This is a genomic window from Streptomyces sp. NPDC038213 (assembly GCF_055600495.1).
This window is the reverse complement of the sequence record NZ_JBVJYM010000006.1, coordinates 221,034-242,120: the sequence shown is the minus strand read 5'-3', so window position 1 is coordinate 242,120 and position 21,087 is coordinate 221,034. Positions and strand designations below refer to the sequence as shown.

General features: G+C 71.7%; 17 protein-coding genes. 10 read left to right on the top strand and 7 right to left on the bottom strand.

Annotated elements, in window-relative coordinates; translation table 11 throughout:
• The first annotated feature begins 190 nt into the window (after nt 1–190).
• The gene (gene galT, locus ACZ7JZ_RS12580; RefSeq protein ID WP_470936988.1) at nt 191–1,279 is read left to right on the top strand and encodes a galactose-1-phosphate uridylyltransferase; all 1,089 of its coding nucleotides are present in this window, start codon (nt 191–193) and stop codon (nt 1,277–1,279) included.
• Nucleotides 1,276–2,478: a galactokinase gene (gene galK / locus ACZ7JZ_RS12575; protein ID WP_470936985.1), complete on the top strand. Its 1,203-nt coding sequence runs from the start codon at nt 1,276–1,278 to the stop codon at nt 2,476–2,478. The genes galT and galK overlap by 4 nt, the downstream gene beginning before the upstream one ends.
• Nucleotides 2,479–2,610: 132 nt before the next feature.
• Here the strand turns inward: galK and ACZ7JZ_RS12570 are convergent, their stop codons facing one another.
• From ACZ7JZ_RS12570 to ACZ7JZ_RS12550, 5 genes are all read right to left on the bottom strand, one after another.
• On the bottom strand, nt 2,611–3,408 hold the full coding sequence (locus ACZ7JZ_RS12570; RefSeq protein ID WP_470936982.1) for a hypothetical protein: 798 nt from the start codon (nt 3,406–3,408) through the stop codon (nt 2,611–2,613).
• A gap of 18 nt (nt 3,409–3,426) precedes the next feature.
• A complete protein-coding gene (locus ACZ7JZ_RS12565) occupies nt 3,427–4,029 on the bottom strand; it encodes a zinc metalloprotease (protein ID WP_470936979.1) in 603 nt (200 codons plus the stop codon).
• A 299-nt stretch (nt 4,030–4,328) separates the two neighbouring features.
• Nucleotides 4,329–5,237, bottom strand: a complete 909-nt coding sequence (locus tag ACZ7JZ_RS12560) for a formylglycine-generating enzyme family protein (protein ID WP_470936976.1) — start codon at nt 5,235–5,237, stop codon at nt 4,329–4,331.
• 651 nt (nt 5,238–5,888) lie between these two features.
• On the bottom strand, nt 5,889–8,129 hold the full coding sequence (locus ACZ7JZ_RS12555; protein WP_470936973.1) for a sulfatase-like hydrolase/transferase: 2,241 nt from the start codon (nt 8,127–8,129) through the stop codon (nt 5,889–5,891).
• A gap of 809 nt (nt 8,130–8,938) precedes the next feature.
• On the bottom strand, nt 8,939–10,033 hold the full coding sequence (locus tag ACZ7JZ_RS12550) for a hypothetical protein (RefSeq protein ID WP_470936970.1): 1,095 nt from the start codon (nt 10,031–10,033) through the stop codon (nt 8,939–8,941).
• 631 nt (nt 10,034–10,664) lie between these two features.
• Here ACZ7JZ_RS12550 and ACZ7JZ_RS12545 point away from each other — a divergent pair.
• From ACZ7JZ_RS12545 to ACZ7JZ_RS12520, 6 genes are all read left to right on the top strand, one after another.
• Nucleotides 10,665–12,038: a TrkH family potassium uptake protein gene (locus ACZ7JZ_RS12545; protein ID WP_470936967.1), complete on the top strand. Its 1,374-nt coding sequence runs from the start codon at nt 10,665–10,667 to the stop codon at nt 12,036–12,038.
• Nucleotides 12,031–12,756, top strand: coding sequence for a potassium channel family protein (locus ACZ7JZ_RS12540; RefSeq protein ID WP_470936964.1), 726 nt, complete (start codon nt 12,031–12,033; stop codon nt 12,754–12,756). Before ACZ7JZ_RS12545 ends, ACZ7JZ_RS12540 begins: the two co-directional genes overlap by 8 nt.
• Before the next feature lie 159 nt (nt 12,757–12,915).
• Entirely contained in the window at nt 12,916–13,806 is an 891-nt protein-coding gene (locus ACZ7JZ_RS12535; RefSeq protein ID WP_470936961.1) for an ABC transporter ATP-binding protein, read from the top strand.
• Nucleotides 13,803–15,431, top strand: coding sequence for a hypothetical protein (locus tag ACZ7JZ_RS12530; protein ID WP_470936958.1), 1,629 nt, complete (start codon nt 13,803–13,805; stop codon nt 15,429–15,431). The genes ACZ7JZ_RS12535 and ACZ7JZ_RS12530 overlap by 4 nt, the downstream gene beginning before the upstream one ends.
• A 267-nt stretch (nt 15,432–15,698) precedes the next feature.
• Nucleotides 15,699–16,262, top strand: coding sequence for a DM13 domain-containing protein (locus ACZ7JZ_RS12525; RefSeq protein WP_470936955.1), 564 nt, complete (start codon nt 15,699–15,701; stop codon nt 16,260–16,262).
• Nucleotides 16,263–16,384: 122 nt separating this feature from the next.
• Nucleotides 16,385–17,449 (top strand): NAD-dependent epimerase/dehydratase family protein, encoded by a 1,065-nt coding sequence (locus tag ACZ7JZ_RS12520; RefSeq protein ID WP_470936952.1) that lies wholly within the window; start codon nt 16,385–16,387, stop codon nt 17,447–17,449.
• 319 nt (nt 17,450–17,768) lie between these two features.
• On the opposite strand, the gene ACZ7JZ_RS12515 is transcribed toward ACZ7JZ_RS12520, so the two are convergent.
• Together ACZ7JZ_RS12515 and ACZ7JZ_RS12510 are read right to left on the bottom strand one after the other, a co-directional pair.
• A complete protein-coding gene (locus tag ACZ7JZ_RS12515) occupies nt 17,769–18,875 on the bottom strand; it encodes a sensor histidine kinase (protein ID WP_470936949.1) in 1,107 nt (368 codons plus the stop codon).
• The gene (locus ACZ7JZ_RS12510; RefSeq protein WP_470936946.1) at nt 18,872–19,597 is read right to left on the bottom strand and encodes a response regulator transcription factor; all 726 of its coding nucleotides are present in this window, start codon (nt 19,595–19,597) and stop codon (nt 18,872–18,874) included. The genes ACZ7JZ_RS12515 and ACZ7JZ_RS12510 overlap by 4 nt, the downstream gene beginning before the upstream one ends.
• Before the next feature lie 125 nt (nt 19,598–19,722).
• Between ACZ7JZ_RS12510 and ACZ7JZ_RS12505 the strand changes: the two genes are divergently transcribed.
• The gene (locus ACZ7JZ_RS12505) at nt 19,723–20,457 is read left to right on the top strand and encodes a glycosyltransferase family 2 protein (RefSeq protein WP_470936943.1); all 735 of its coding nucleotides are present in this window, start codon (nt 19,723–19,725) and stop codon (nt 20,455–20,457) included.
• A complete protein-coding gene (locus ACZ7JZ_RS12500; protein WP_470936940.1) occupies nt 20,454–21,086 on the top strand; it encodes a TIGR04282 family arsenosugar biosynthesis glycosyltransferase in 633 nt (210 codons plus the stop codon). The genes ACZ7JZ_RS12505 and ACZ7JZ_RS12500 overlap by 4 nt, the downstream gene beginning before the upstream one ends.
• The last annotated feature ends 1 nt before the right edge of the window (nt 21,087 follow it).

The window sequence follows — 21,087 nt, the reverse complement described above, 5'->3', positions numbered from 1 at the left end:
GCCGCCCGGCGGGGCTTCTCGGCTGCCCGGCGGGGCTTTCGGCTGCCCGGGGGCCGGCCGCGGCCGCCCCCGTACCCGACCGGCGCTCCCTCTTGTTTGATACTGATTACTTGTGTTTGATTGTGTTGAATCTTGCGGAACGCTGCGAAGGTACGGTCAGCAGCCCGCCCGCGCCCCTGGAGAGGACGTCGTGATCAGGACCACCGCCAAGCTCGCCGACGGGCGGGAGCTCGTGTACTTCGACAGGAAGGCGAACCCGGCCCGCGGCAGCCGGGACACCCGCCCCCTGGACCCGGCCGAGCACCGGGCGGAGGTCCGGCTCGACCCGGTCACGGGGGACTGGGTCACCATCGCCGCGCACCGGCAGTCCCGTACGTACCTGCCGCCCGCGGACCAGTGCCCCCTGTGCCCCTCCCGCCCCGGGCGCCCCAGCGAGATCCCCGACGAGGACTACGAGGTCGTCGTCTTCGAGAACCGCTTCCCCTCCCTCGCCGGCCGCCCTGGCGACGCCCCCTTCTACCGCGCGGCCCCCTTCCACACCGCGGGCCCCGGCACCGGCCGCTGCGAGGTGGTCTGCTTCACCCCCGAGCACGACTCCTCCTTCGCCGACCTCACGGAGGACCGCGCCCGGCTCGTCCTCGACGCGTGGACCGACCGCACGGCCCGCCTCTCCGCCCTCGACGGCGTCCAGCAGGTGTACTGCTTCGAGAACCGCGGCGCCGAGATCGGCGTGACCCTCGCCCACCCGCACGGCCAGGTCTACGCCTTCCCCTTCACCACCCCCCGGACCGCCCGGACCGCCGCGCGGGCGGAGCGCCACCGCGAGGCCACCGGCCGCAACCTCTTCGAGGACCTGCTCGCAGCCGAACGCGCCGACACCGGCCGCACCGTGCTCGACGGCACCCACTGGACGGCCTTCGTCCCCTTCGCCGCCCGCTGGCCGTACGAGGTCCACCTCTACCCCCGCCGCCGCACCGCCGACCTCACCGGCCTGAGCGGGGCCGAGCGCGAGGAGTTCCCCGGCCTCTACCTGGACCTGCTGCGCCGCTTCGACCGCCTCTTCGGCCCGGACGCGGGCCCCACCCCGTACATCTCCGCCTGGCACCAGGCCCCCCTGGCCGGCGGCTCCGAACTGGCGCTCCACCTGGAGCTGTTCACGGTCCGCCGGGCCGCGAACAAGCTGAAGCACCTCGCCGGGGTCGAATCCGGCATGGACGCCTTCGTCAACGACGTGGCCCCCGAACAGGCCGCCGCACGCCTCCGGGAGGCCGCCGTATGACCGCCCCCGCCACCGGCCCGGACGCCACTCCCGGCCCGGACGCCGCCGCCTCCTTCGAGGAGCTGTACGGCGCCGCCCCGGAGGGCCGCTGGCAGGCCCCCGGCCGGATCAACCTGATCGGCGAACACACCGACTACAACGACGGGTTCGTCCTGCCCGTCGCCCTCCCGCACACCACCCGCGTCGAAGCCCGGCGCCGCGCCGACACCCTGCTGCGCCTGTACTCCACGCGCACCGGCGGACCCGTCCACACCCTCGAACTCGAGCGTCTCGCACCGGAGTCCGCGACCGGCTGGGCCCGCTACCCCGCCGGGGTCGTGTGGACCCTCCGCCGGGCCGGACACCCGGTCGGCGGACTCGACCTTCGCATCGACAGCGACGTACCCGGCGGAGCGGGCCTGTCCTCCTCCGCCGCCCTCGCATGCGCCGTCGCCGCCGCCTGCAACGGGCTGTACGGACTGGGCCTCGACCCCCTGGAGACCGCACGGACCGCCCAGCGCGCCGAGAACGAGTTCGTCGGCGTGCCCTGCGGGATCCTGGACCAGGCCGCCTCCGTCTGCTGCCGCTCAGGCCACGCGCTCCTCATGGACTGCCGCGAACTGACCTTCCGACAGGTGCCGTTCGACCCCGCCGCCGCCGGACTGCGGCTGCTCGTCATCGACACCCGGGTCAGCCACGACCTGTCCGACGGTGCGTACGCCGCCCTGCGCGCCGGCTGCGAGGAGGCCGCCGCCCTGCTCGGCCTGCGCGCCCTGCGCGACCTCGACGCCGCCGCCCTGCCCGCGGCCGAGAGCCGCCTGCCCGGACACCTGCGGCCGCTGGTGCGGCACGTGGTCACCGAGAACGGCCGGGTGGGCCGGGCCGTGGCCCTGCTCGCGGCGGGCGACCCCGCCGCCCTCGGCCCCCTCCTCACCGCCGGCCACGCCTCCCTGCGCGACGACTACCGCGTCTCCTGCCCCGAGACCGACCTCGCCGCCGACACCGCCGTCGCCGCCGGGGCCCTCGGCGCCCGGATGACCGGCGGCGGCTTCGGCGGCTCCGTGATCGCCCTCGTCCCGGAGGGGTCCGTGCCCGCGGTCGAGGCGGCCGTCACCGCCGCCTTCGCCCGCGCCGGCCACACCGCCCCCCACCTCTTCCGCGCCCTCCCGTCTCCCGGAGCCGCCGAACTGGCCGCCTCCGCAGCGGAGTCCGCGGCCTGACCGGGCCCTGCGGGGCGGCGCGGCCGTGAATCCGGCCGTCTCCGCCGCCCTTCCCGCGGTCCCGGCCGGGGAACGGCAGCGTCCCGGCCGCCGAGCGGCGGCCGGGACGCTTACGGGCGCGCGGAGTTGGGGTCAGCGCGGCTTCTGGTTGCTGCTCTCCTTGGCCGCTGCCACCGCGGCGGCCTTCCGCAGACCGTCGACCGTGGTCGTGAACTTGCCCGGCTGCGCCTTGCCGCCGGCGGTGCTCTTCTTGCGCGCCTCGTCGGCCGTGAGCGCCACGATATTGGCCGACGACGGGGTGACGGTGCCCTTGCCCACGTTGTAGATGCCCTGGTTGCCGCCGACCGGGATGAAGAACGTGGGGACGGTCTTGATCCCGGGGTGGTCGCCCGCCGCCAGCTGCGTCAGGTAGAACACGTACTGCTTGCCCACCGTGAGCGGTGTGGTGCCCGCCATCGACACCACGTCGGTGTCGATGTTGCCGACGATGATCGTGTCGCCGTCGCTGACTCCGGCACCGCGCTTCATCATGCTCGACACGTACACCTTGTAGAACACCATCGGCATGCACGAGGTGTTCGCCGGAGCATCGCCCGCGATCCCGTCGGGCTGCGTGGTGGGGTCCGGCACCGCGGCGGCCGAGGGGTCGGGGTTCGGGTCGACCCAGTCCGATGCGGTCGGGCCGGGCGACGGCTGGGAGCCCGACTCGCCGCCGTCGTCGCACTCCTTGGTGTGCACGCTCGCCACGGATCCGATGATGCCGATGTCGGAGACGGTGGTCACCTCTTCGGCACTGGCGTAGTGGGCGTAGTCCGCTTCCACCTGCAGCCGGCCGTCACCGCCGCCGGCGGAGGTGCCGGCTCCGGAGCAGGCCGTCAGAAATCCCAGTGACAGGGCGATGGCCGCAGGGACGCGCATGGTCTTCTTCATGGTTCTTCTCCGTCGCCGTCAGTACTTGGCCAGGACGCCCTGGACGTCGTCGTACCAGGGTCCGTCGCTGCCGCACGAGAATTTGCCCTGGCCCTGGCGCATCACGGCCGGACCCGGGTTCGAACAGGTCAGGGAGACATGGTTCAGACCGTAGGCGTGACCCAGCTCGTGGGTGGCCACGATCTTCTTCTCGCGGGCGGTCAGGCCCGCCATGGTGCGGGTGTTGAACGAGACCTTCACCTCGTCGTACGACCAGTAGCCGAACGTGCACCCCGACCACGAGGCGCGCGCCCAGTCGCCCCAGGAGTACGACGCGTCGTGCACCTCGACCTGCGGGTCGCCGTTGTTCGCCTCGTACCGGAAGAAGCCGGTGGCCCTGCTGGCGTCCCAGCTGCCCTGGGCGCTGTTGAAGGCATTGTAGTAAGCAGTGGTGACGTTGTAATAGCGGTAGGAGATCGGGTCGTTGCCGCTGACTCCGTAGAAGCGGCCGCACAGGTGCGTGTACGCCTGGGCCGGCGGAGCGGTGACGACGTTCGCAGCCACGAGGGCGGCGCCGATCAGGAAGGTCTGGAGCAGGCGGGCTATCGCCAAGTTCCTGCGCTTGCGCAGTGGCTCGGTCACGGAGTGACTCCTCGGAGAGTGGACATACGGGGGCCACCGATGTCCGGGCACGCCGAAATCGCCCTTGCGCATCCAGTACGTTCCCCCGTCTGGAATTCGCAGGATATAGAAGATCGTCTGGCTTGACGACCTATAAAAAATGGCTGATTGCGGCTAGTTGAGAGAGGGTTGGATCCGTTTTGGACTGTGCGGCAGCATTTCTGTTGAACCGTCAGAGCAGGCGCTGAAATGTGCGCCGATATAGGCGATATGTCAGTGGGGACGACGTCCGCCAGACCGTGCAGACGGTGCGGGACGGCCTAGGGGCCGGGCCTGGTGCGGTCCGCGGCCACGCGGAAGCCCGTGTTGCCGGTGGAGCTGTCGGGGGTGTTCGAGCTGCGGGCCGCGACGCGGTAGCGGTTGCAGTACGAGTCGTGGCAGAGGTAGGAACCGCCGCGCATCACGCGGCTGGTGTCCGGTGCGAACCAGTCGGCGCACCATTCCCACACGTTGCCGACGGCGTTGTAGAGGCCGAAGCCGTTGGGGCGGAAGGACTTCGCCGGTGCCGTGGACGCGTAGCCGTCCTCCGCGGTGTTCAGGGTGGGGAATTCGCCCCTCCAGATATTGCACATGTGCCGGCCGCCCGGGGCGAGGCTGTCGCCCCACGGGTAGCGCCGCTGCTCGAGTCCGCCGCGGGCCGCGTACTCCCATTCGGCCTCGGTGGGCAGGCGGGTGCCGGACCAGGCGCAGTAGGCCTGGGCGTCGTTCCAGGAGACGTGGACGACCGGGTGGTCCTGGCGCGCGGTGACGGACGAGCCCGGCCCCTCGGGGCGGCGCCAGCTCGCACCGGAGACCGCCCGCCACCAGGGGACGGCGGCCACCGGCGCAGACACGGCGGCGACGTCCTCGGCGAGGAAACCGCCGAAGACGAAGGAGAAGCCGAAGTGTTCGGCTTCGGTGACGTGGCCGGTGGCTTCGGCGAAGGCGGCGAACTGGGCGTTGGTCACCGTCGCGGGGGCGATGCGGAACGGGTCGACGGCGACCTCGCGCACCGGTCCTTCGCCGTCGGCGGGGAAGGCGTCCGGGTCGTCGGTGCCCATGAGGAACTTCCCCCCGGGAAGCTCGATCAGCCCCCGGGCGGCCCGCTGCGCGGCGGCCGTCGGCCGTGGTGCCGGGGCGGGCGTGACGGTGGCGGCGCCTCCGTGTCCAGGGGTGCAGCAGGAAGGCATGGGGGCTCCGTCGGTGGGGCCGGGTGCCTCGCGGGCGGTGCCGCGGGCACCCGGCCGGGTTGCGCAAGGGGGTGCGGTCCTAAGCGAGTTGAGCCGCCGGGGCGGGGATGCCGGGCGAAGAGGCGGGTTCGCCGCCGCACCGGACAGGCGGACACCGCGCGCTCTCCGGCCTGCCCGGATCGGGGCGGCGTCGAACAGCGGGAAGGCTTCCTGCTGGCATGCCCCGAGGTTAGGGGCGGGGGAGGGGCCGGTCCATGTACGGCCTGTGAAATGCGGAACTCCGTTGGGATGGAAGCCCGGTGGGGCGGTGGTCCGCACGGCGCGGCGGCCCGGCCCCCCGTGGTGGTCAGGAGGATGCGCGGGACGCGTAGGCGCGGATGTCGGCGTCGCGCGGCGGCGACCGGTCGGGCGGCGGGGGCGGGTTCGGCTGGCATGGAAGGGAACGTACCGGCAGAGCGGGGCCGGTGGTGTTGCCACAGTATTGCGCCACCAGTCCTGCCCCGTGTACTGCCCTGACCTGCGGTTTCATAGGAAGAGTGGCGAGATCCGCCACTGCGCCGCCCAGATGGTGGACGACGGGGTGGCCGTGGTGCGCGCTGGTGCGCGCGTACGGTGCGTTCAGCTCGTCTGCCGGCCCGTGCGCCGCCGGGTTCACCCCGCCGTGACGTGGGCCAGGGCCCAGGAGGTGTGGTCGAAGGACGTGCGGTTGTTGGCGTCCTCGACCACGAGGCGCAGGACGCGGACTCCGCGGACGTCCAGATCGACACGGACCGGGCCGGCGGCCGCGGTGAGTACGGGGGTGGTCAGCAGCAGGCGGTCGTCGCCGTAGACCTTGGCGCGGGTGGCCCCCGCGCTGCTCTGCCTGGCGGAGAAGTCGTCGATGCCGACGAGGGAGGTGAACCGGAGGCCGGCGGCGCCGAGGTGGTAGGCGATGTCGCTGGGTGCGTGGACGCCCAGGCCCTTGGGGTACGCCGTACCGCCGAAGGAGATCAGGGGGCCGTCGCCGGCGGCGTTCCTGCCGTTGGAGGCGTCGCGCTCCACCGGCCCCCAGCCGTTGGTGGCGCTGATCCAGGTGAGGTCGGAGAGGTACGCGTCGCGGACGGGAGCGGCGGGCGGGGTCGGGACGGTGCCCGTCGCCGGGTAGCGGACCCGCCCGGACGGGGCGTCGGCGGTGCCTTCCGCGACCAGCGCCCACGCGGTCGCCGGGGTGGCGTTCGCGGGCGGGGTCACCTGCCAGGAGGCGGTGAGACGGCCCCCGGCGGCGAGCTGGTCCGCCGTGGCCGGGGAGGCGGGGGCCACGGTCCAGCCGGTGGGCGCGCGCAGGGCGAGCACGGCGTTGGCCCAGGGCCGTGCGGAGCCGTTGTCCAGCGTGGCGGTCACGGTGAACGCCTCACCGGGGACGGCCAGCCGGGGCAGGGTCAGCCGGGTGCCGAACGGCTTGCGCGGATAGGCGTCCTTCCAGGAGGAGCGCATCAGCGCCACGAGTTCGCGGCCCTTGGCCGCGTGCCTGTCGATGACGTTGCGGCTCTCGCCGGGATCAGCGGCCAGATCGTACAGCTCGACCTGCCACTTGTCGTCGGGGAGGTCGTGGTCCCGTTCGGGGGCGAAGCGGACGGCCTTCCAGTCGTCCTGGCGCACCGCCTCGGCCAGCCATGTGGCGCGCTTGTCGTCCTGTGCGTTGGCCCGGCTGGTGACGCCCCATTCGTCGCGGAACCAGTACAGGTGTCCGTGGCGGGCCGAGTCGGGGCTGCCGGCGAGCAGGGGAGCGGCCGACAGCCCGTCCACATCGGTCGGGGAGGGGGCGCCGCCGAGCTCGGCCAGGGTGGGGAGCACATCGGTCAGCGGGGTCGGACGGTCGCTCGTGCCCCGGCTCACGCGGCCGGGCCCCCAGGCGATGAGGGGCAGGCGTACGCCGCCCTCGTAGAGGTTGCGCTTGTAGCCGCGCAGCGGGCCGTTCGCGTCGAACAGGTCCGGGTTGACCCCGCCCTCCTCGTGGGGGCCGTTGTCGCTGGTGACGAGGACGACCGTGTCCTGCTCCAGCCCGTGGGCGCGGAGCCGGTCGACCACTGTGCCGACCAGCGAGTCGAGGTAGCTGACCTGGGCCGCGTGGCCCGCGTTCGCGGCGCTCCAGCCGCGGCCGGCGTACGCGCTGGTGTCGGGTACGTCGCTGGGTGCGTGGGGCACGTTCGGCGTGAGCAGCAGCAGGAACGGCTCGGCGGCGTGCGCGTCGATGAACCCCAGGGCGCGCTGCTCCAGCAGGTCGGGGGCGTAGACCGCCTTCGCACCGTCGGCGTTGGCCGGGATGGGCTCCCTTGCGTCGTTGTGCCACAGGTACTCGGGGTAGTACTCGTGGGCGTGGCCGTGGGTGATGTAGCCGTAGAACTCCTCGAACCCGCGCGCGGCCGGATGGCTCTCCTGGCCCGCCGCCTCCGGTCCGAAGCCCCACTTGCCGATCAGCGCCGTGCGGTAGCCGCGGGCCCGGAGCACCTGGGCGAACGTCGTGTCGGCCGAGGTGAGCGATCCCTGGCCGCCTGCGGAGGGGTTGGCCCGCACCGTGGAGTGGCCGGTGTGCAGTCCGGTCAGCAGGGAGCAGCGGGAGGGGGCGCACACGGCGGCGGTGGAGTAGGCGTCGGTGAAGCGCAGTCCCTCGGCGGCGAGCCGGTCCAGGCGGGGCGTGCTGATCAACTTCTGCCCGTAGGAACCGAGTTCGCCGTACCCGAGGTCGTCGGCGAGGACGACGACGAAGTTCGGCGGCCGGCCGGCCGGGGTGTCCCCCGTCTCCGGAGCCGCCGCCGAGGCCGCCGCCGGGTCTGATCCGGCAACGGTGGCAGTGAGGGCGGTCAGGCCGAGCACGGCGGTCGAACCGGTCAGGAAGGTACGGCGGCTGGACATGGGCGACTGCTCCTCGACGGCGGGTGGGGGCGTGCGCTGATCATGGATCGAGGCACCGCCCGGGGACCATGCACAGGACATGAAGAGCATGTGACGGCGCCCGGTCAGGAGAGACCGCCGGCGGGGTGCGGGAGCGGCGGGGGTGCCCCTGTTGCTTCGGGTACGTAGTTCAGCGGGACCGGCGCCTCGTCGTGGACTTCTACGGGATTCCCGACGACATTGAGGAGGGGCTGTCTGGTGCGGCGCTCCATCGGCGGTCGCAGCGGAGCGCGGCCGTGTAGATTGCGTAGCGCCCTTGACCTGCAGAAAGCAGGCAGGGAGCCACCTCTAGGAGTCCATCATGCTGCGCACCATGTTCAAGTCCCACATCTGACATCTGGACGTTTTCGCAGGTCAGCGGCATGGTGGCGGGGCTTTGGTCAGCAAACGGTCAGCATCAGCCCCTTGGGTTGTTCACGGGGCACACCAGTCGGCAGTCGCGCGTGTTGCTGGCGCAGGGCCGTGCCGGTGTGTCGTAACGGCCCTCTGTCACGTGGAACCCGACGTCGGTGAGGCCGCGCCCGGCCGTCCTCGCCAGCGACACCGGTGCAGTCATCCACCGGACGACGACGGCGGCGACAGCCCTCGTCTCCTTAGTTCAGCGCTGGCGGTTCGGGCGGTTTCGAACGCGGCCGAACCGGTTCCAGAGCCACCTGGAGGGTTGGCCAGGGGCCTGCACTGTATTCCTGCCGGATTATCGCCGCGGTTTGTTCCCGGGCCGGGGAGGGATCGGTGATTGGGGCAGACCTGCATGGCAGTTTGGCGGCTACCTAGTTTTCGCACCAGGCGCTCATGCGGCTGGCAACATGAGCCGTGTGGTCCGCGAGTTGCTCGTACAATGCTTGTGCTTCATCCACAGAGAAATAGGCGTCTAGGAGACCGTAGAGCGGCGCCTGGAGGGAAAGCCGTTCTTGCACGTGCCATGAGGGGCGGTAGTGAACCAAAGTGTTCCGGAACCCTCCGTGGGCCTGGAGGATCAGGTTGCTTGTCGGGGAGTCGAGGATGCCCTTCAGCAGTGATCGGTCCGGCGGGCGGAGTTGGGCTCCGTACTCTTCATCGAGCTTGCGGAGACTGGAGAGCGCGTGGTGGAGCGTGATGTACCGCAGCTTCCACAAGGTGATTGCTGAGGAGGGGTTGCGGTCGTCGGTGACGAGGACACTGGTCGTGTTTAGCGCACAGGTCATGGCTGTCAGGGAGGCCTTGATCTCCTCTGGCAGGATCGGATCGAAGCTTCGACGGTAATACTTCTCTGCACGTACCTCTGTCTTGGTCAGGTCCGTCTCCTGCACGGTGTCGAAAAATGACTGTCCTTCCCAAGGAAGTCCGTCTGCCGCTGTGGCGATATAGCTGCCCTGTTCCACGGCGATGGCGTGGAGTTTGGCGCCAAGCATCTCGGAATCCTTGAAAGCTTGCGGGGGGAAGGCTAGGAAGAAGCTGGCTGTGTGGGAGGTGGAGACGAGCCTGCCGCGAAAACGCCACAGGACGAGGTCCTTTTCCAGCGGCCGGGCCAGCGGTAGCCAGGTATTGTTCAGGAACTCCTCGCGGTGCTCGTCGACGATGCGCCGGAAGTCGGCGCCAATGTCATCCAGTTCTTTGTACTTGTCGTCGTATAGCTTGACCGATTGCCGAGCGCGCTCGATGGCAGGTGCGTAGTCGTAGGCAAGTGCGTCCGAGAGGTCGGGAGCGATGTGGCGAAGCGCCCGGTGGGACTCGTGGATGATCAGGCACATGTAGTTGTGCATGCAGAAGATCGGGACGACAGCCAGTTGTGGGGCGGCTGTGATGCTGCGGGCGAAGCGTCGCAAGAACATGATGTCCTGCGCGATCAGCGCCAGGGCTATGTCGTTGCTGGGGGTCGTCGTCACTGGTGCTCTTCTCCAAGTGCAAGAGGCGGGTGCTGCCTCCTGCTGTTGGCATCAGTCCCGCAGTAGGGTCGGTCCATGGACCAGTCGTGCAGGGCGTCGTGCTCACCCGCTATGCCGTCAGGGCTGGTCTGACAGAGCCGTAGCCGTAGCGCACCGGCGCTGACCCGCCCGTCTATCTCCGCAGCAAGGGCCGTACTCGCAGTTGGGCCTCCCACGACGGGAAGGAGAAGCAGATGCACATGATGGGCGTGACTTCCTTCGTGACCGGTAGGGCCGGGCGCCTTGGGATGTGGGTGTGGCCGACGGCACTGGTACTGGCGGCGGTGGCCATGGCCTTCACCGAGTACACGATGCTCAGTGGCTGCGGCCCCTGGAGCGGCAGGGGGGAGGGCGGCGCACCGACAGTACCCTCCGTGTCAAAGCCGGCGCCATCGTGAGCCTCGCCGTCGCCATCGGCTTCGTCGGCGGCCCCCTGACCAACCGAGGGCATCCCCCGGCGGACGACACGTGCGGTCACCGCCGCTACGGCTCCGTCCGCCCGGTCCGCGCCCGGGTACTCTGGCCGCCGCGGTCCCTGACGCATTCCTGACACCCGGAGCAGGGACCGGGACCGTGGTGAGGGAGCCGACGAGTGGCTGGACACGTGGCCAGGGTGTGGCAGTCGCTGTTCACCACGCACCCGGCGCGCACGGTGGTGTCCTCCTTCGGAGTGGTCATCGCCCTCGGCGCGGGGCTGCTGATGCTGCCGGCCGCGTCCACGGGCGGCTCCGCCACCGATCCCGTCACAGCTCTGTTCACCTCCACGTCCGCGGTCTGCGTGACCGGACTGGTCGTGGTGGACACCGCCACCCACTGGAGCGGCTTCGGCGAGGGCGTCATCCTGGCCCTCATCCAGGTCGGCGGGTTCGGCATCATGACCATGGCCTCCCTCCTCGCGCTCCTCGTCTCCGGCAGGCTGCGCCTGCGCATGCAGCTCACGGCCGCAGCAGAAACCAAGAGTCTCGGCATCGGAGACGTACGCCGGGTGCTCCTCGGGGTGGCCGGATGCACCCTCGCCGTGGAGCTCGCCGTGGGCGCGTTCCTCGCCCTGCGACTGAGGTTCGGCTACGACCGCTCGTACGCGGAAGCCGCCTACTCGGGCTTCTTCCACGCGGTGTCGGCCTTCAACAACGCCGGCTTCGGTCTGCACGCGGACAGCATCACGCCTTACGCGAGGGACCCGTGGATCACGATGCCCATCGCCGCGGCCGTCATCCTGGGCGGCCTCGGCTTCCCGGTGCTCCTCGAACTGCTCCGCCACCGCAACCGCAAGCGGACCACGGGGCGGCGCAACTGGTCGCTGCACACCAGGCTGACCCTGGTCACCAGCGCGGGGCTGCTCCTCGTGGGCACGGTCATGACCTGTCTCCTGGAGTGGACCAACGGCGGCACTCTGGGGGCCTTCGACTGGGACGAGAAGATCCTCAACGGATTCTTCTACTCGGCGATGAGCCGCACGGCCGGGTTCAACGCCGTCGACATGGCGGCTCTGAACGCGTCGACCGTGCTCTTCACCTGCACCCTCATGTTCATCGGAGGCGGCAGTGCCGGCACCGCCGGAGGCATCAAGGTCACCACCTTCTCCGTGCTCGCCGCCGCCATGCTCGCCGAGGTCCGTGGAGAGCCGAACTCCACCGTCATGGGACGGCGCCTGGCCCCCCACGCCCTGCGTCAGGCCCTCACCGTCGCCCTCCTGGGCATCGGCCTGGTGATCGCCGCGACCCTCGCCCTGCTCACCCTGGTCAAAGCCCCCGCCGAAGCGGTGCTGTTCGAAGCCGTGTCCGCTTTCGGTACCGTCGGCCTGTCCACCGGCATCACGGCGGACATCCCCGTCGCCGGCCAGCTGATCCTGATCGGCCTGATGTTTGTCGGCCGCCTCGGCCCGATCACCCTGGTCTCCTCGCTCGCCCTGCGCGAGCGGACCCGCCGCTACCAGCTACCCGAGGAGCGACCCGTCATTGGGTGACTACCTGAACTCCCTGCGCCGGCGCCGCCGCAAGAGCCCTGCCGAAGGCCGCGCAAGACTCGGTGGCGACCAGCGGGTGGCCGTCATCGGCCTGGGCCGCTTCGGCAGCTCCCTGGCCCACGAGCTGACCCGCCGAGGCTGGGACGTCCTCGGCATCGACACCGACTCGTCACTCGTCCAGAAGCACAGTGACGCCCTCACCCACACGGCCGTGGCCGACTGCACGGACGCCGAGGTCCTGAGGCAACTGGGGGTGCACGACTTCCCCAGCGTCGTAGTCGGCATCGGCACCGACATCGAGGCCAGCATCCTGATCGCCTCCAACCTCCTCGAAGAGGGGGTCCCGAACATCTGGGCCAAGGCCATCAGCCGCCAGCACGGCCAGATCCTCGAACGCCTCGGAGTCCACCACGTCGTCCTGCCGGAACACGAGATGGGCGAGCGCGTCGCCCACCTCGTCACCGGGCGGATGCTCGACTTCATCGAGTTCGACGACGACTATGCGCTGGTCAAGACCGTGGCCCCGGCGATCGTCACAGGTGTCCCACTGGGAAACAGCGCCGTGCGCACCAAGTACGGGACCACGGTCGTCGGCATCAAGCGGCCGGGCGAGGCCTTCACGCACGCCACGGCCGACACCGTCGTCGAGAAGGGCGACGTCATCATCGTCACCGGCAAGACACGCGACGTCGAGGCATTCGCAGAGCTGCTCGGCTGAGCCGCCCGCACCGGCATCGTGCCGCTGCGCGTTCCGCAGGGCGCTGCCCCGCTTCTTGTCCGCTGCCGGGAGCGGCGAGTATGTTTTTTGACGGAGTGCCGGGAAGCCTGGTCGGCGGTGAGGGGCCGTGTGCCCGCCGCATCGAACAGGGAGGCCGGCATGGTCTCGTACCCCCTTCGAACCGAGTCGCTGACCAAGCGCTACGGCCGCGTTCTGGCCTTGGACGGGCTGGACTTGTCCGTCGCCGAAGGCGAGGTGTTCGGCTTCCTCGGTCCCAACGGCGCGGGGAAGTCCACCACCATCCGGTTGCTCCTGGGGCTGGCCCGTCCCACCGCGGGGCTGGCCCGGGTCTTCGGCACCGACGCGGCCGACGTCGCCGCGACCCACCGGCGCCTCGCGTACGTTCCGGCCGATGTCGCACTGTGGCCGCAGCTGACCGGCGCCGAGATCCTGGAGCTGCTGGCCCGCACGGGGCCGGGCACCGACCGGGCCTATCGCGACGAGCTGGTCGAGCGGTTCGCCCTCGACCCCGCCAAGCCGGGCCGGGCGTACTCGACGGGCAACCGGCAGAAGGTGGCGCTGGTCGCGGCCTTCGCCACCCGGGCGCCCCTGCTCGTGCTGGACGAACCGACCAGCGGTCTGGACCCTTTGATGGAGCGCGAGTTCCGCAACGCGGTCCGCGAGGCGCAGAGCAACGGGCAGACGGTGTTCCTGAGCTCCCACCAGCTGGCCGAGGTCGAAGCGGTGTGCGACAAGGTCGCCATCCTGCGGGCCGGGCGGCTCGTCGATGTCGCCGCCGTGGCGGAGCTGAGGCGCCTGCACCGCTCGGAGGTGACGGTCTCCTTCGAGGGGCCGCCCCCGGATCTGACCCGCGTTCCCGGCGTGGCAGAGGTCGAGGTGACGGGTGCGGCCTCCGTCAGGTTCATCCTCTCGGGCCCGCCGGGGGCCGCCCTGCAGGCCTTGGCGGGAGCGGACGTGCTCAGCCTCGCGGTGCGGGAGCCCTCGTTGGAGGAGATCTTCCTCGGCTACTACGGCGGGGAGGAGCGGTGACGACCGCCGGCGCTACGCCCCGACGGTTCGACCGCGGCGGCTCGGCGGAGCGGGCGGTGGCAGTCCTGGCCCTGCGCCAGACCTGGCGCGGCGCGCTCGCTGTGATCGGTGTGGCAGCAGGGATGTCGGCGGTGACGGTCGCCGCCTACGCGAGCACCGTCAGGACCCCGGCGGATGCGGCAGCCCTGCGCACGCTGGCCGGGAACCCCGCCATCCGCACCCTCTTCGGCGAACCGGTCGCCCTGGACGAGGCCGGCGGGTTCGCCGTGTGGCGCACGGGGACGGCACTGGCAGTCATCCTCGCGGTGTGGGCCCTGCTCGCCGCGACGCGCATCACCCGCGGTGAAGAGGACGCGGGCCGGTGGGACGTCCTCCTGGCCGGGCGGGTGACCGTCACGGCCCTGGTGGCATCCCACACCGCAGTCCTGGCAACCGCCTCACTCGTTGCAGGCTCGGCAGCCTTCGCCGGGCTGGTCGCGGCCGGCGCCGCCACGAGCGGCGCCGCGGTGCACGGCGCCGGGCTCGCGCTGTGCACGCTGTTCTTCACCACCGCCGGAACGGCGGCTGCCCAGGTCTTCGCGACGCGTCCCGCGGCCAGCGGCGCGGCAGCGGCCCTGCTGGGGCTCACCCTGCTCATGCGGATGGCAGGAGAGGGGCTCGACGCACTGTCCTGGCTGCTCTGGCTGTCGCCCTTCGGCCTGCTGGCGCTGAGCCGGCCGTACGACGGAAACCACACCGGTCCGCTGCTGGTCCTGCTCGCAGCGTGCACGGCACTCGGTGTCGGGGCCCTGAAGGCCGCCGGGAGCCGTGACGTCCGCGGCGGACACCTGCGCGCGGCCTCCGGCCGGGCCCCGCGCACGAGGCTGCTCGGCTCGGTCCACGCCTTCGCAGTGCGGCGGGTGGCACGGCCCCTGGCCGCCTGGGCGGTCGGCGTCGGCGCCTACTACCTCCTGATCGGCGTACTGGCCGTGTCCATGACGCATTTCCTGGCCGACAACCCGAGGTTCGCCGAACTCGCCGCGCGGGCCGGCTTCACCGGACTCGCCACAGCAGAGGGGTACACCGCGGCCCTGTTCGCGCTGCTGGCCGTACCCGTCGGCCTGTTCGCCGCGGTCCGGCTCGCCGCCTTCGCCGCAGACGAATCCAGCGGACGCCTCACCTTCCTGTACGCCCAGCCCCTCACCCGGACGGCCCTGCTGACCGCCGAAGCCTGCGCAGTTCTGGCGGGCGCCGTCGTCCTCACCACCACCGCGGCCGTCGCCACCTGGGGCGGGACCTCGGCTGTCGGTGCCCGCCTCGGCCTTGTTTCCGCCCTGTCCGGAACCTGGAACGTACTGCCGATCGTGTTCCTCTGCCTGGCCTCCGGTGTACTCGCCCTCGGGTGGGCGCCGCGCGCGGTCGCCGCCGTCGGATCGCTTCCCGCAGTGGGGGGATTCCTGCTCAAGGTCATTGCCGAGGGTTCCGGCCTGCCGCCGTGGGTCGCACACATGTCACCGTTCTCGCACCTCGCCGCGGTCCCCGACGCGCCCCCCGCCTGGCCGGCGGCCCTCCTGATGACCGCGGTCGCCGCGTTCGCCGCAGGAGCCGGCGTCATCGGCTACCGCCTGAGGGACCTGCGCCCCTGACGCACACCGGTGCGCCGCTCGGTATCCGGTCGCTTGCGAGGGCGCGGGCGCCTCGCCTGCGTTCCCGTCTGCAAGGTCCGTACCAGCGGTAGTCCTTCGGAGGCACCTGGCATCGGAATGGCCGACCCCGGCCGAGGGAGTGGCCGGAATGCCGTGGGCCGCCGGGCCGCCGTCCGTAATGCGGTCGTAATGGCTTGCGGGAACGCCGTCGCGTTGAATGCTGTCGGAAGGCACACCGCCCTCAGGGCGCGGAACAGGGAGTCGTGGATGAAGCTGGGGCGTGGGCGGCGCGGGCTGCTCTTGGGGATCGGCGCACTCGTGGTGACGGTCGCGCTGGGTGTGGGTTTGTACCTGTTCCAGCCGTGGAAGCTGTGGCAGGACGAGACGGTGAAGGAATCGCTGCCCGAACCCACGACTGCGTCGTCGAACGCCGTGCCGTCGGCCCCGGCGTCCGGGGGCTCCTCGCCGGCGGGCGGGCCGCAGACCCTGACCGAGGGCTCGTTCATCAGCCACGAGCACGACACGAAGGGAACGGCGAAGATCCTCCGGCTCGCCGACGGTTCCCGCGTGCTGCGGCTGGAGGGCCTGGACACGAGCAACGGGCCCGACCTGCGGGTGTGGCTGACCGACGCCCCAGTGAAGGAGGGCGTCGCGGGCTGGCGGGTGTTCGACGACGGCAAGTACGTGAGCCTGGGCAAGCTCAAGGGGAACAAGGGTGACCAGAACTACGCGATTCCGGCGGACGTGACGCTGGCGGACTATTCCAGCGTCGCCATCTGGTGCGACCGGTTCGACGTCTCCTTCGGGGCGGCGGAACTCGGCGAGGCGTAGTGGGGCAGGGCCGAGTCCTGCTGCCATCGGTGCCCCCGCGATCGAGTGCCGTGAGGATGACGGAAGTCTTACGGGACGGTGTGGGACCCCTCGTGCGGTCCTTCTGTGCGTAGCGTGCAGGGATGCGCGTACTCGTGACGGGAGGCGCCGGATTCATCGGCGCACAGGTGGTGGACGTCCTGCGGGACGAGGGTTACGAGCCCGTGGTGCTCGATGCGTTGCTGCCGGCCGCGCATCCGGTCGAGCCGGTGCTCCCCGATACCGAGTTCCTGCACGGTGACGTGCGGGATGCCGACGTTGTGCGGCGTGCCCTGCGGGGGGTGGATGCCGTGTGCCATCAGGCGGCCATGGTAGGGCTGGGGAAGGACTTCGCGGACGCGCCGGACTACGTGTCGTGCAACGACCTCGGGACGGCTGTGCTGTTGGCGGGCATGGCGGACGCGGACGTGCGGACGCTGGTGCAGGCAGGGTCGATGGTGGTGTATGGCGAGGGGCGGTACGAGTGCCCCGAGCACGGCGTGGTCCGACCGGGCCCGCGTACGGTCGAGGATCTACGGAGGGCCCGGTTCGAGCCGGGTTGCCCGCACTGCGGGAACGGACTGCTGCCCGGACTGGTTGACGAGGATGCCCCGGTCGACCCCCGCAACGTGTACGCGACCACCAAGCTGGCCCAGGAGCACCTGGCGGCGGCCTGGGCCCGGGCCACCGGCGGGTCGGCGGTCTCGCTGCGCTACCACAACGTGTACGGCCCGGGGATGCCCCGCGACACCCCGTACGCCGGCGTGGCCTCGTTCTTCCGATCGGCCCTCGCCCGTGGGCAGGCGCCGCAGGTCTTCGAGGACGGGGGCCAGCGGCGGGACTTCGTCCACGTCCGGGACGTGGCCGGGGCCAACGCGGCCGCTCTGGCGGCGTTGGCCCCGGAACGCGGTGCCGGTCGGCACACCGCCTACAACGTGGGCAGTGGGGAACCGCACACCGTCGGGGAGATGGCCGCGGAACTCGCGCGAGCCCACGGCGGGCCGGCGCCGGTGGTGACGGGGGAGTTCCGGCTCGGGGACGTCCGGCACATCACGGCGGATTCCGCACGGCTGCGACGGGAACTGGGCTGGCGGCCGGAGGTCGGTTTTGCCGAAGGGATGGCGGAGTTCGCCGTCGCGGAGCAGCGGGCGGCGGCCGGCCCCGCCTGATACGGGGCCTCGCGGCGGCCGTCGGTCCCACCTCCAGCCTCGCGGCGGTGGGCCGGTGACCGTGCGAAGGCGGGGTCCGGTCCGTGGGTGCGACAGCGTCGGCCCGCAGCCGTAGCCCAGCATCCCCGGCGTGTCCGGTGAGGCCCGCTTCTTCGGAGGGAACGCACTGCTGCTCTCGGGCCTCCTCCTTCTCGGCCTGAGCCAACTGCTGCCACCCCGCCGAAGACCGGGACCACGTCGTACCCTCCGGCGCCTGAGAGGCCGCATCCACGGCATCGGCCGGACGCGTACAGGTCCGCGGGCTCGTCCATGAAGGCGGTCAGGCGAGGGGCAGGGTCACCTCGAAGCGGCAGCCGCCGGGGACGTTGCGGACGTGCGCACGGCCGGCGTGGGCCTCGACGATGCCCCGTACGATCGCCAGACCCAGCCCGGCGCCGGACGGCGGAGTGCGGGCCGGGTTGCCGCGCCACCCGGTGTCGAAGACCCGCGGCAGGTCGTCCTCGGCGATGCCCCCGCACGCGTCGGTCACGGACAGCACGGCCGAGTCCTCCCGGCGGGCCACCGAGACCGCCACGGTGCCGTCCGCGGGGGTGTGCCTGATGGCGTTGACCAGCAGGTTCGCCAGCACTCGGGTGATTTCCCTGCCGTCGACCTCGACGGGCACGTGCGCGATGTCCTCGCCGATGAGTCGTACACCGTGCTCCCGGGCGAGGGGGTCGGCGCCCAGCAGGGCGTCCGCGGCCAGGTCCTGGAGGGAGACGCGGCTGGGCGTCAGGGCGAGGGTGCCGGCGTGGATCCGGGAGAGCTCGAAGAGGTCGCCGACCATGGAATCGAGGCGTTCGACCTCGGTGCGGATCTGCCGGTGGTAGCGGTCCGGGTCGGCCGCCACGCCGTCCTCCAGGGCCTCGGCCATGGCCCGCAGTCCGGCAAGCGGGGTGCGCAGGTCGTGGGAGATCCAGGCGACGAGTTCGCGCCGGGAGGTCTCCAGGGCCCGTTCCCGTTCCCGGGAGGCGGCCAGCCGGGCGCTGGTGGAGGCGAGTTCGCGGGCCAGCGAGGCGAGTTCGGCGGTGGCGGGGGCGGACGGCGTCGCGAAGTCACCCGCTTCGCCGAAGTCCCGGGCGGCGACGGCGAGGTCGTGGCTGCGGGCGACCACCCAGCGGCCCATTGTCAGAGCGGTCGCCAGTGACACGACGGCGGCCATCGCCACGACCAGGGTGACGACCGTGAGGTCGTGCGGCGAGAGGAACATGGCCCGGGCCACCGCGAGGGTGCCGGCCAGCATGGCCGTGACGGCCACCGCGGCGACCACCGTCAGGGAGACGGCGACCGACCGCTGCCGCAGCAGCCGCAGGGCCACCGCCCCGGCCGCTCCGGCGCATCCCGCACCGCCGAGTGCGAAAAGTGCGATGAGCAGGATGTCCGTCATGAGGACCCGCCGGTCTCGAAACGGTATCCGACGCCCCAGACGGTCTGGATGAGCCGGGGCGCGGCGGGGTCGTCCTCGATCTTGGCGCGCAGTCGGCGGACGTGCACCGTGACGGTGGAGAGGTCTCCGAAGTCCCAGCCCCACACGTCCCGCATCAGCTCCTCGCGCGTGTGCGCCCGGCCCGGCCGTGCCATGAAGTGGGCCAGGAGGTCGAACTCGCGCAGGGTGAGCGCCAGCTCGTGGCCGTCCTTGGAAGCCCGCCGGGTAACCTGGTCGACGACGATAGTCGCCGCCCGCAGAGGGGCCTGCCTTTCCTCTTCCCCACCTCGCTGCTGTGTGCCGGAACGGCTGCGGCGCAGCACGGACTCCACCCGCAGGACCAGTTCGCGGGGGCTGAACGGCTTGGTGACGTAGTCGTCGGCGCCGAGTTCGAGTCCGGCGATCCGGTCGTCCTCCCCGCCCCTCGCCGTCAGCATGACCACGGGCACGCGCTGGTCGGCGCGCAGCCGGCGGCACACCTCCAGGCCGTCCAGGCCCGGGAGCATCAGGTCGAGGACGACCAGGTCGGGAGTGTCGCGGGTGGCCAGGGTGAGGGCGGTGGGGCCGTCGGCGGCGTGGCCGACGGAGTGCCCGGCCCGGCGGAGGTACCCGGTGACGACCTCCGCAACGGTCGGGTCGTCGTCCACGACGAGGATCCGGGCCGGAGATGCTGGCGTGCTCATGCGCCCCAGTCTCGTACGGAGGACCCCGCTCCGTCGCCCCCGCTCAGCCGCCCCGGCTTCGCCGTCCGCGTTTCGTAAGGAGTCGATCGCCTCGTTCCCGGATTCCGCTCCCTACGGTGACATGCGTGACCGATAACCTCCCGGACACGGCCGCGGACGCCGTCGACGCGGCCGTGGACGTCGTCCTTCCCTGTCTGAACGAGGCCGATGCACTGCCCTGGGTCCTCGCCCGCATCCCCGCGGGCTGGCGGGCCTTGGTCGTGGACAACGGCTCCACCGACGGATCGGCGGAGCTCGCCCGATCCCTCGGCGCCGTGGTCGTGCCCGAGTCCCGCCGCGGCTTCGGCGCCGCCTGCCACGCAGGGCTCCTCGCCGCGAAGGCGGAGTTCGTGTGCTTCTGCGACTGCGACGCCTCCCTCGACCCCGGGCTGCTCACCGGCTTCGTCCGCACGATCGCCGACGGCGAGGCCGACCTGGTGCTCGGCCGCCGCCGCCCCCGGGGCCGGGGCGCCTGGCCGGTCCACGCCCGCGCCGGAAACCTCGCCTTGTCCCGGATACTGCGCCGCCGGACCGGCCTGTGGCTGCACGACCTCGGGCCGCTGCGCGCCGCCCGGCGGGATGCGCTGCTCGCCCTAGACCTCACCGACCGGCGCAGCGGGTACCCGCTCCAGATGGTGGTCCGGGCCGCGGACGCCGGCTGGCGGATCCGCGAGCAGGATGTCCCCTACCTCCCGCGGGCGGGGAAGTCCAAGGTCACCGGCACCTGGCGTGGCACCTGGCAAGCCGTCCGCGACATGCGCGCCGTCCTCGCCGAGCCGCCTCGCGCCGTTCGGCCGACGCCCGCCCGGGGTGCCCGGTGACCGCACTGCTGGTGATCGCGAAGGAACCCGTACCGGGCCGGGTCAAGACTCGCCTGACGCCGCCCTTCACCCCCGAGGAGGCGGCGGCGCTGGCCGAGGCGGCGCTGGCGGACACCCTTGAGACGGCGGCCGCCACCCCGGCGACCCGGCACGTGCTGGTCATCGACGGCTCCCCAGGACGGTGGCTGCCGCCCTGCTTCGAAGTCCGGCCGCAGAGCACCGGTGGACTGGACGCGCGTCTCGCCGCGGCCTTCGCCGACTGTGCGGGCGAGGCGGCCCTGCTCATCGGCATGGACACCCCGCAGGTCACACCCGGTCTCCTCGCCCCAGCCCTCGGCTTCGAGCGGCACGACGCCTGGTTCGGACCGGCAGCCGACGGCGGGTTCTGGGCTCTGGGACTGGCCGCCCCCGATCCGGCCCTGCTGCTGGGCGTACCGATGTCGACGCCGCAGACCGGAGCCGTGCAGTACGAGCGACTGCGGGCGGCGGGTCTGCGGGTCGGCTTGCTGCCGGTACTCCGGGACGTGGACACGGCGGCCGATGCCGACGACGTGGCCGCCGCGGCACCTTACGGCCGGTTCGCTGTCCTGCATGCCCGGCTGACAGCGTCGCCGGAGGCGTTCCGGTGAC

Coding starts and splice junctions, on each gene's coding strand:
- galK (WP_470936985.1), top strand. CDS start 1,276: ATGACCGCCCCCGCCACCGGCCCGGACGCCACTCCCGGCCCGGACGCC.
- ACZ7JZ_RS12570 (WP_470936982.1), bottom strand. CDS start 3,408: ATGAAGAAGACCATGCGCGTCCCTGCGGCCATCGCCCTGTCACTGGGA.
- ACZ7JZ_RS12560 (WP_470936976.1), bottom strand. CDS start 5,237: ATGCCTTCCTGCTGCACCCCTGGACACGGAGGCGCCGCCACCGTCACG.
- ACZ7JZ_RS12555 (WP_470936973.1), bottom strand. CDS start 8,129: ATGTCCAGCCGCCGTACCTTCCTGACCGGTTCGACCGCCGTGCTCGGC.
- ACZ7JZ_RS12535 (WP_470936961.1), top strand. CDS start 12,916: ATGGTCTCGTACCCCCTTCGAACCGAGTCGCTGACCAAGCGCTACGGC.
- ACZ7JZ_RS12525 (WP_470936955.1), top strand. CDS start 15,699: ATGAAGCTGGGGCGTGGGCGGCGCGGGCTGCTCTTGGGGATCGGCGCA.
- ACZ7JZ_RS12520 (WP_470936952.1), top strand. CDS start 16,385: ATGCGCGTACTCGTGACGGGAGGCGCCGGATTCATCGGCGCACAGGTG.
- ACZ7JZ_RS12515 (WP_470936949.1), bottom strand. CDS start 18,875: ATGACGGACATCCTGCTCATCGCACTTTTCGCACTCGGCGGTGCGGGA.
- ACZ7JZ_RS12510 (WP_470936946.1), bottom strand. CDS start 19,597: ATGAGCACGCCAGCATCTCCGGCCCGGATCCTCGTCGTGGACGACGAC.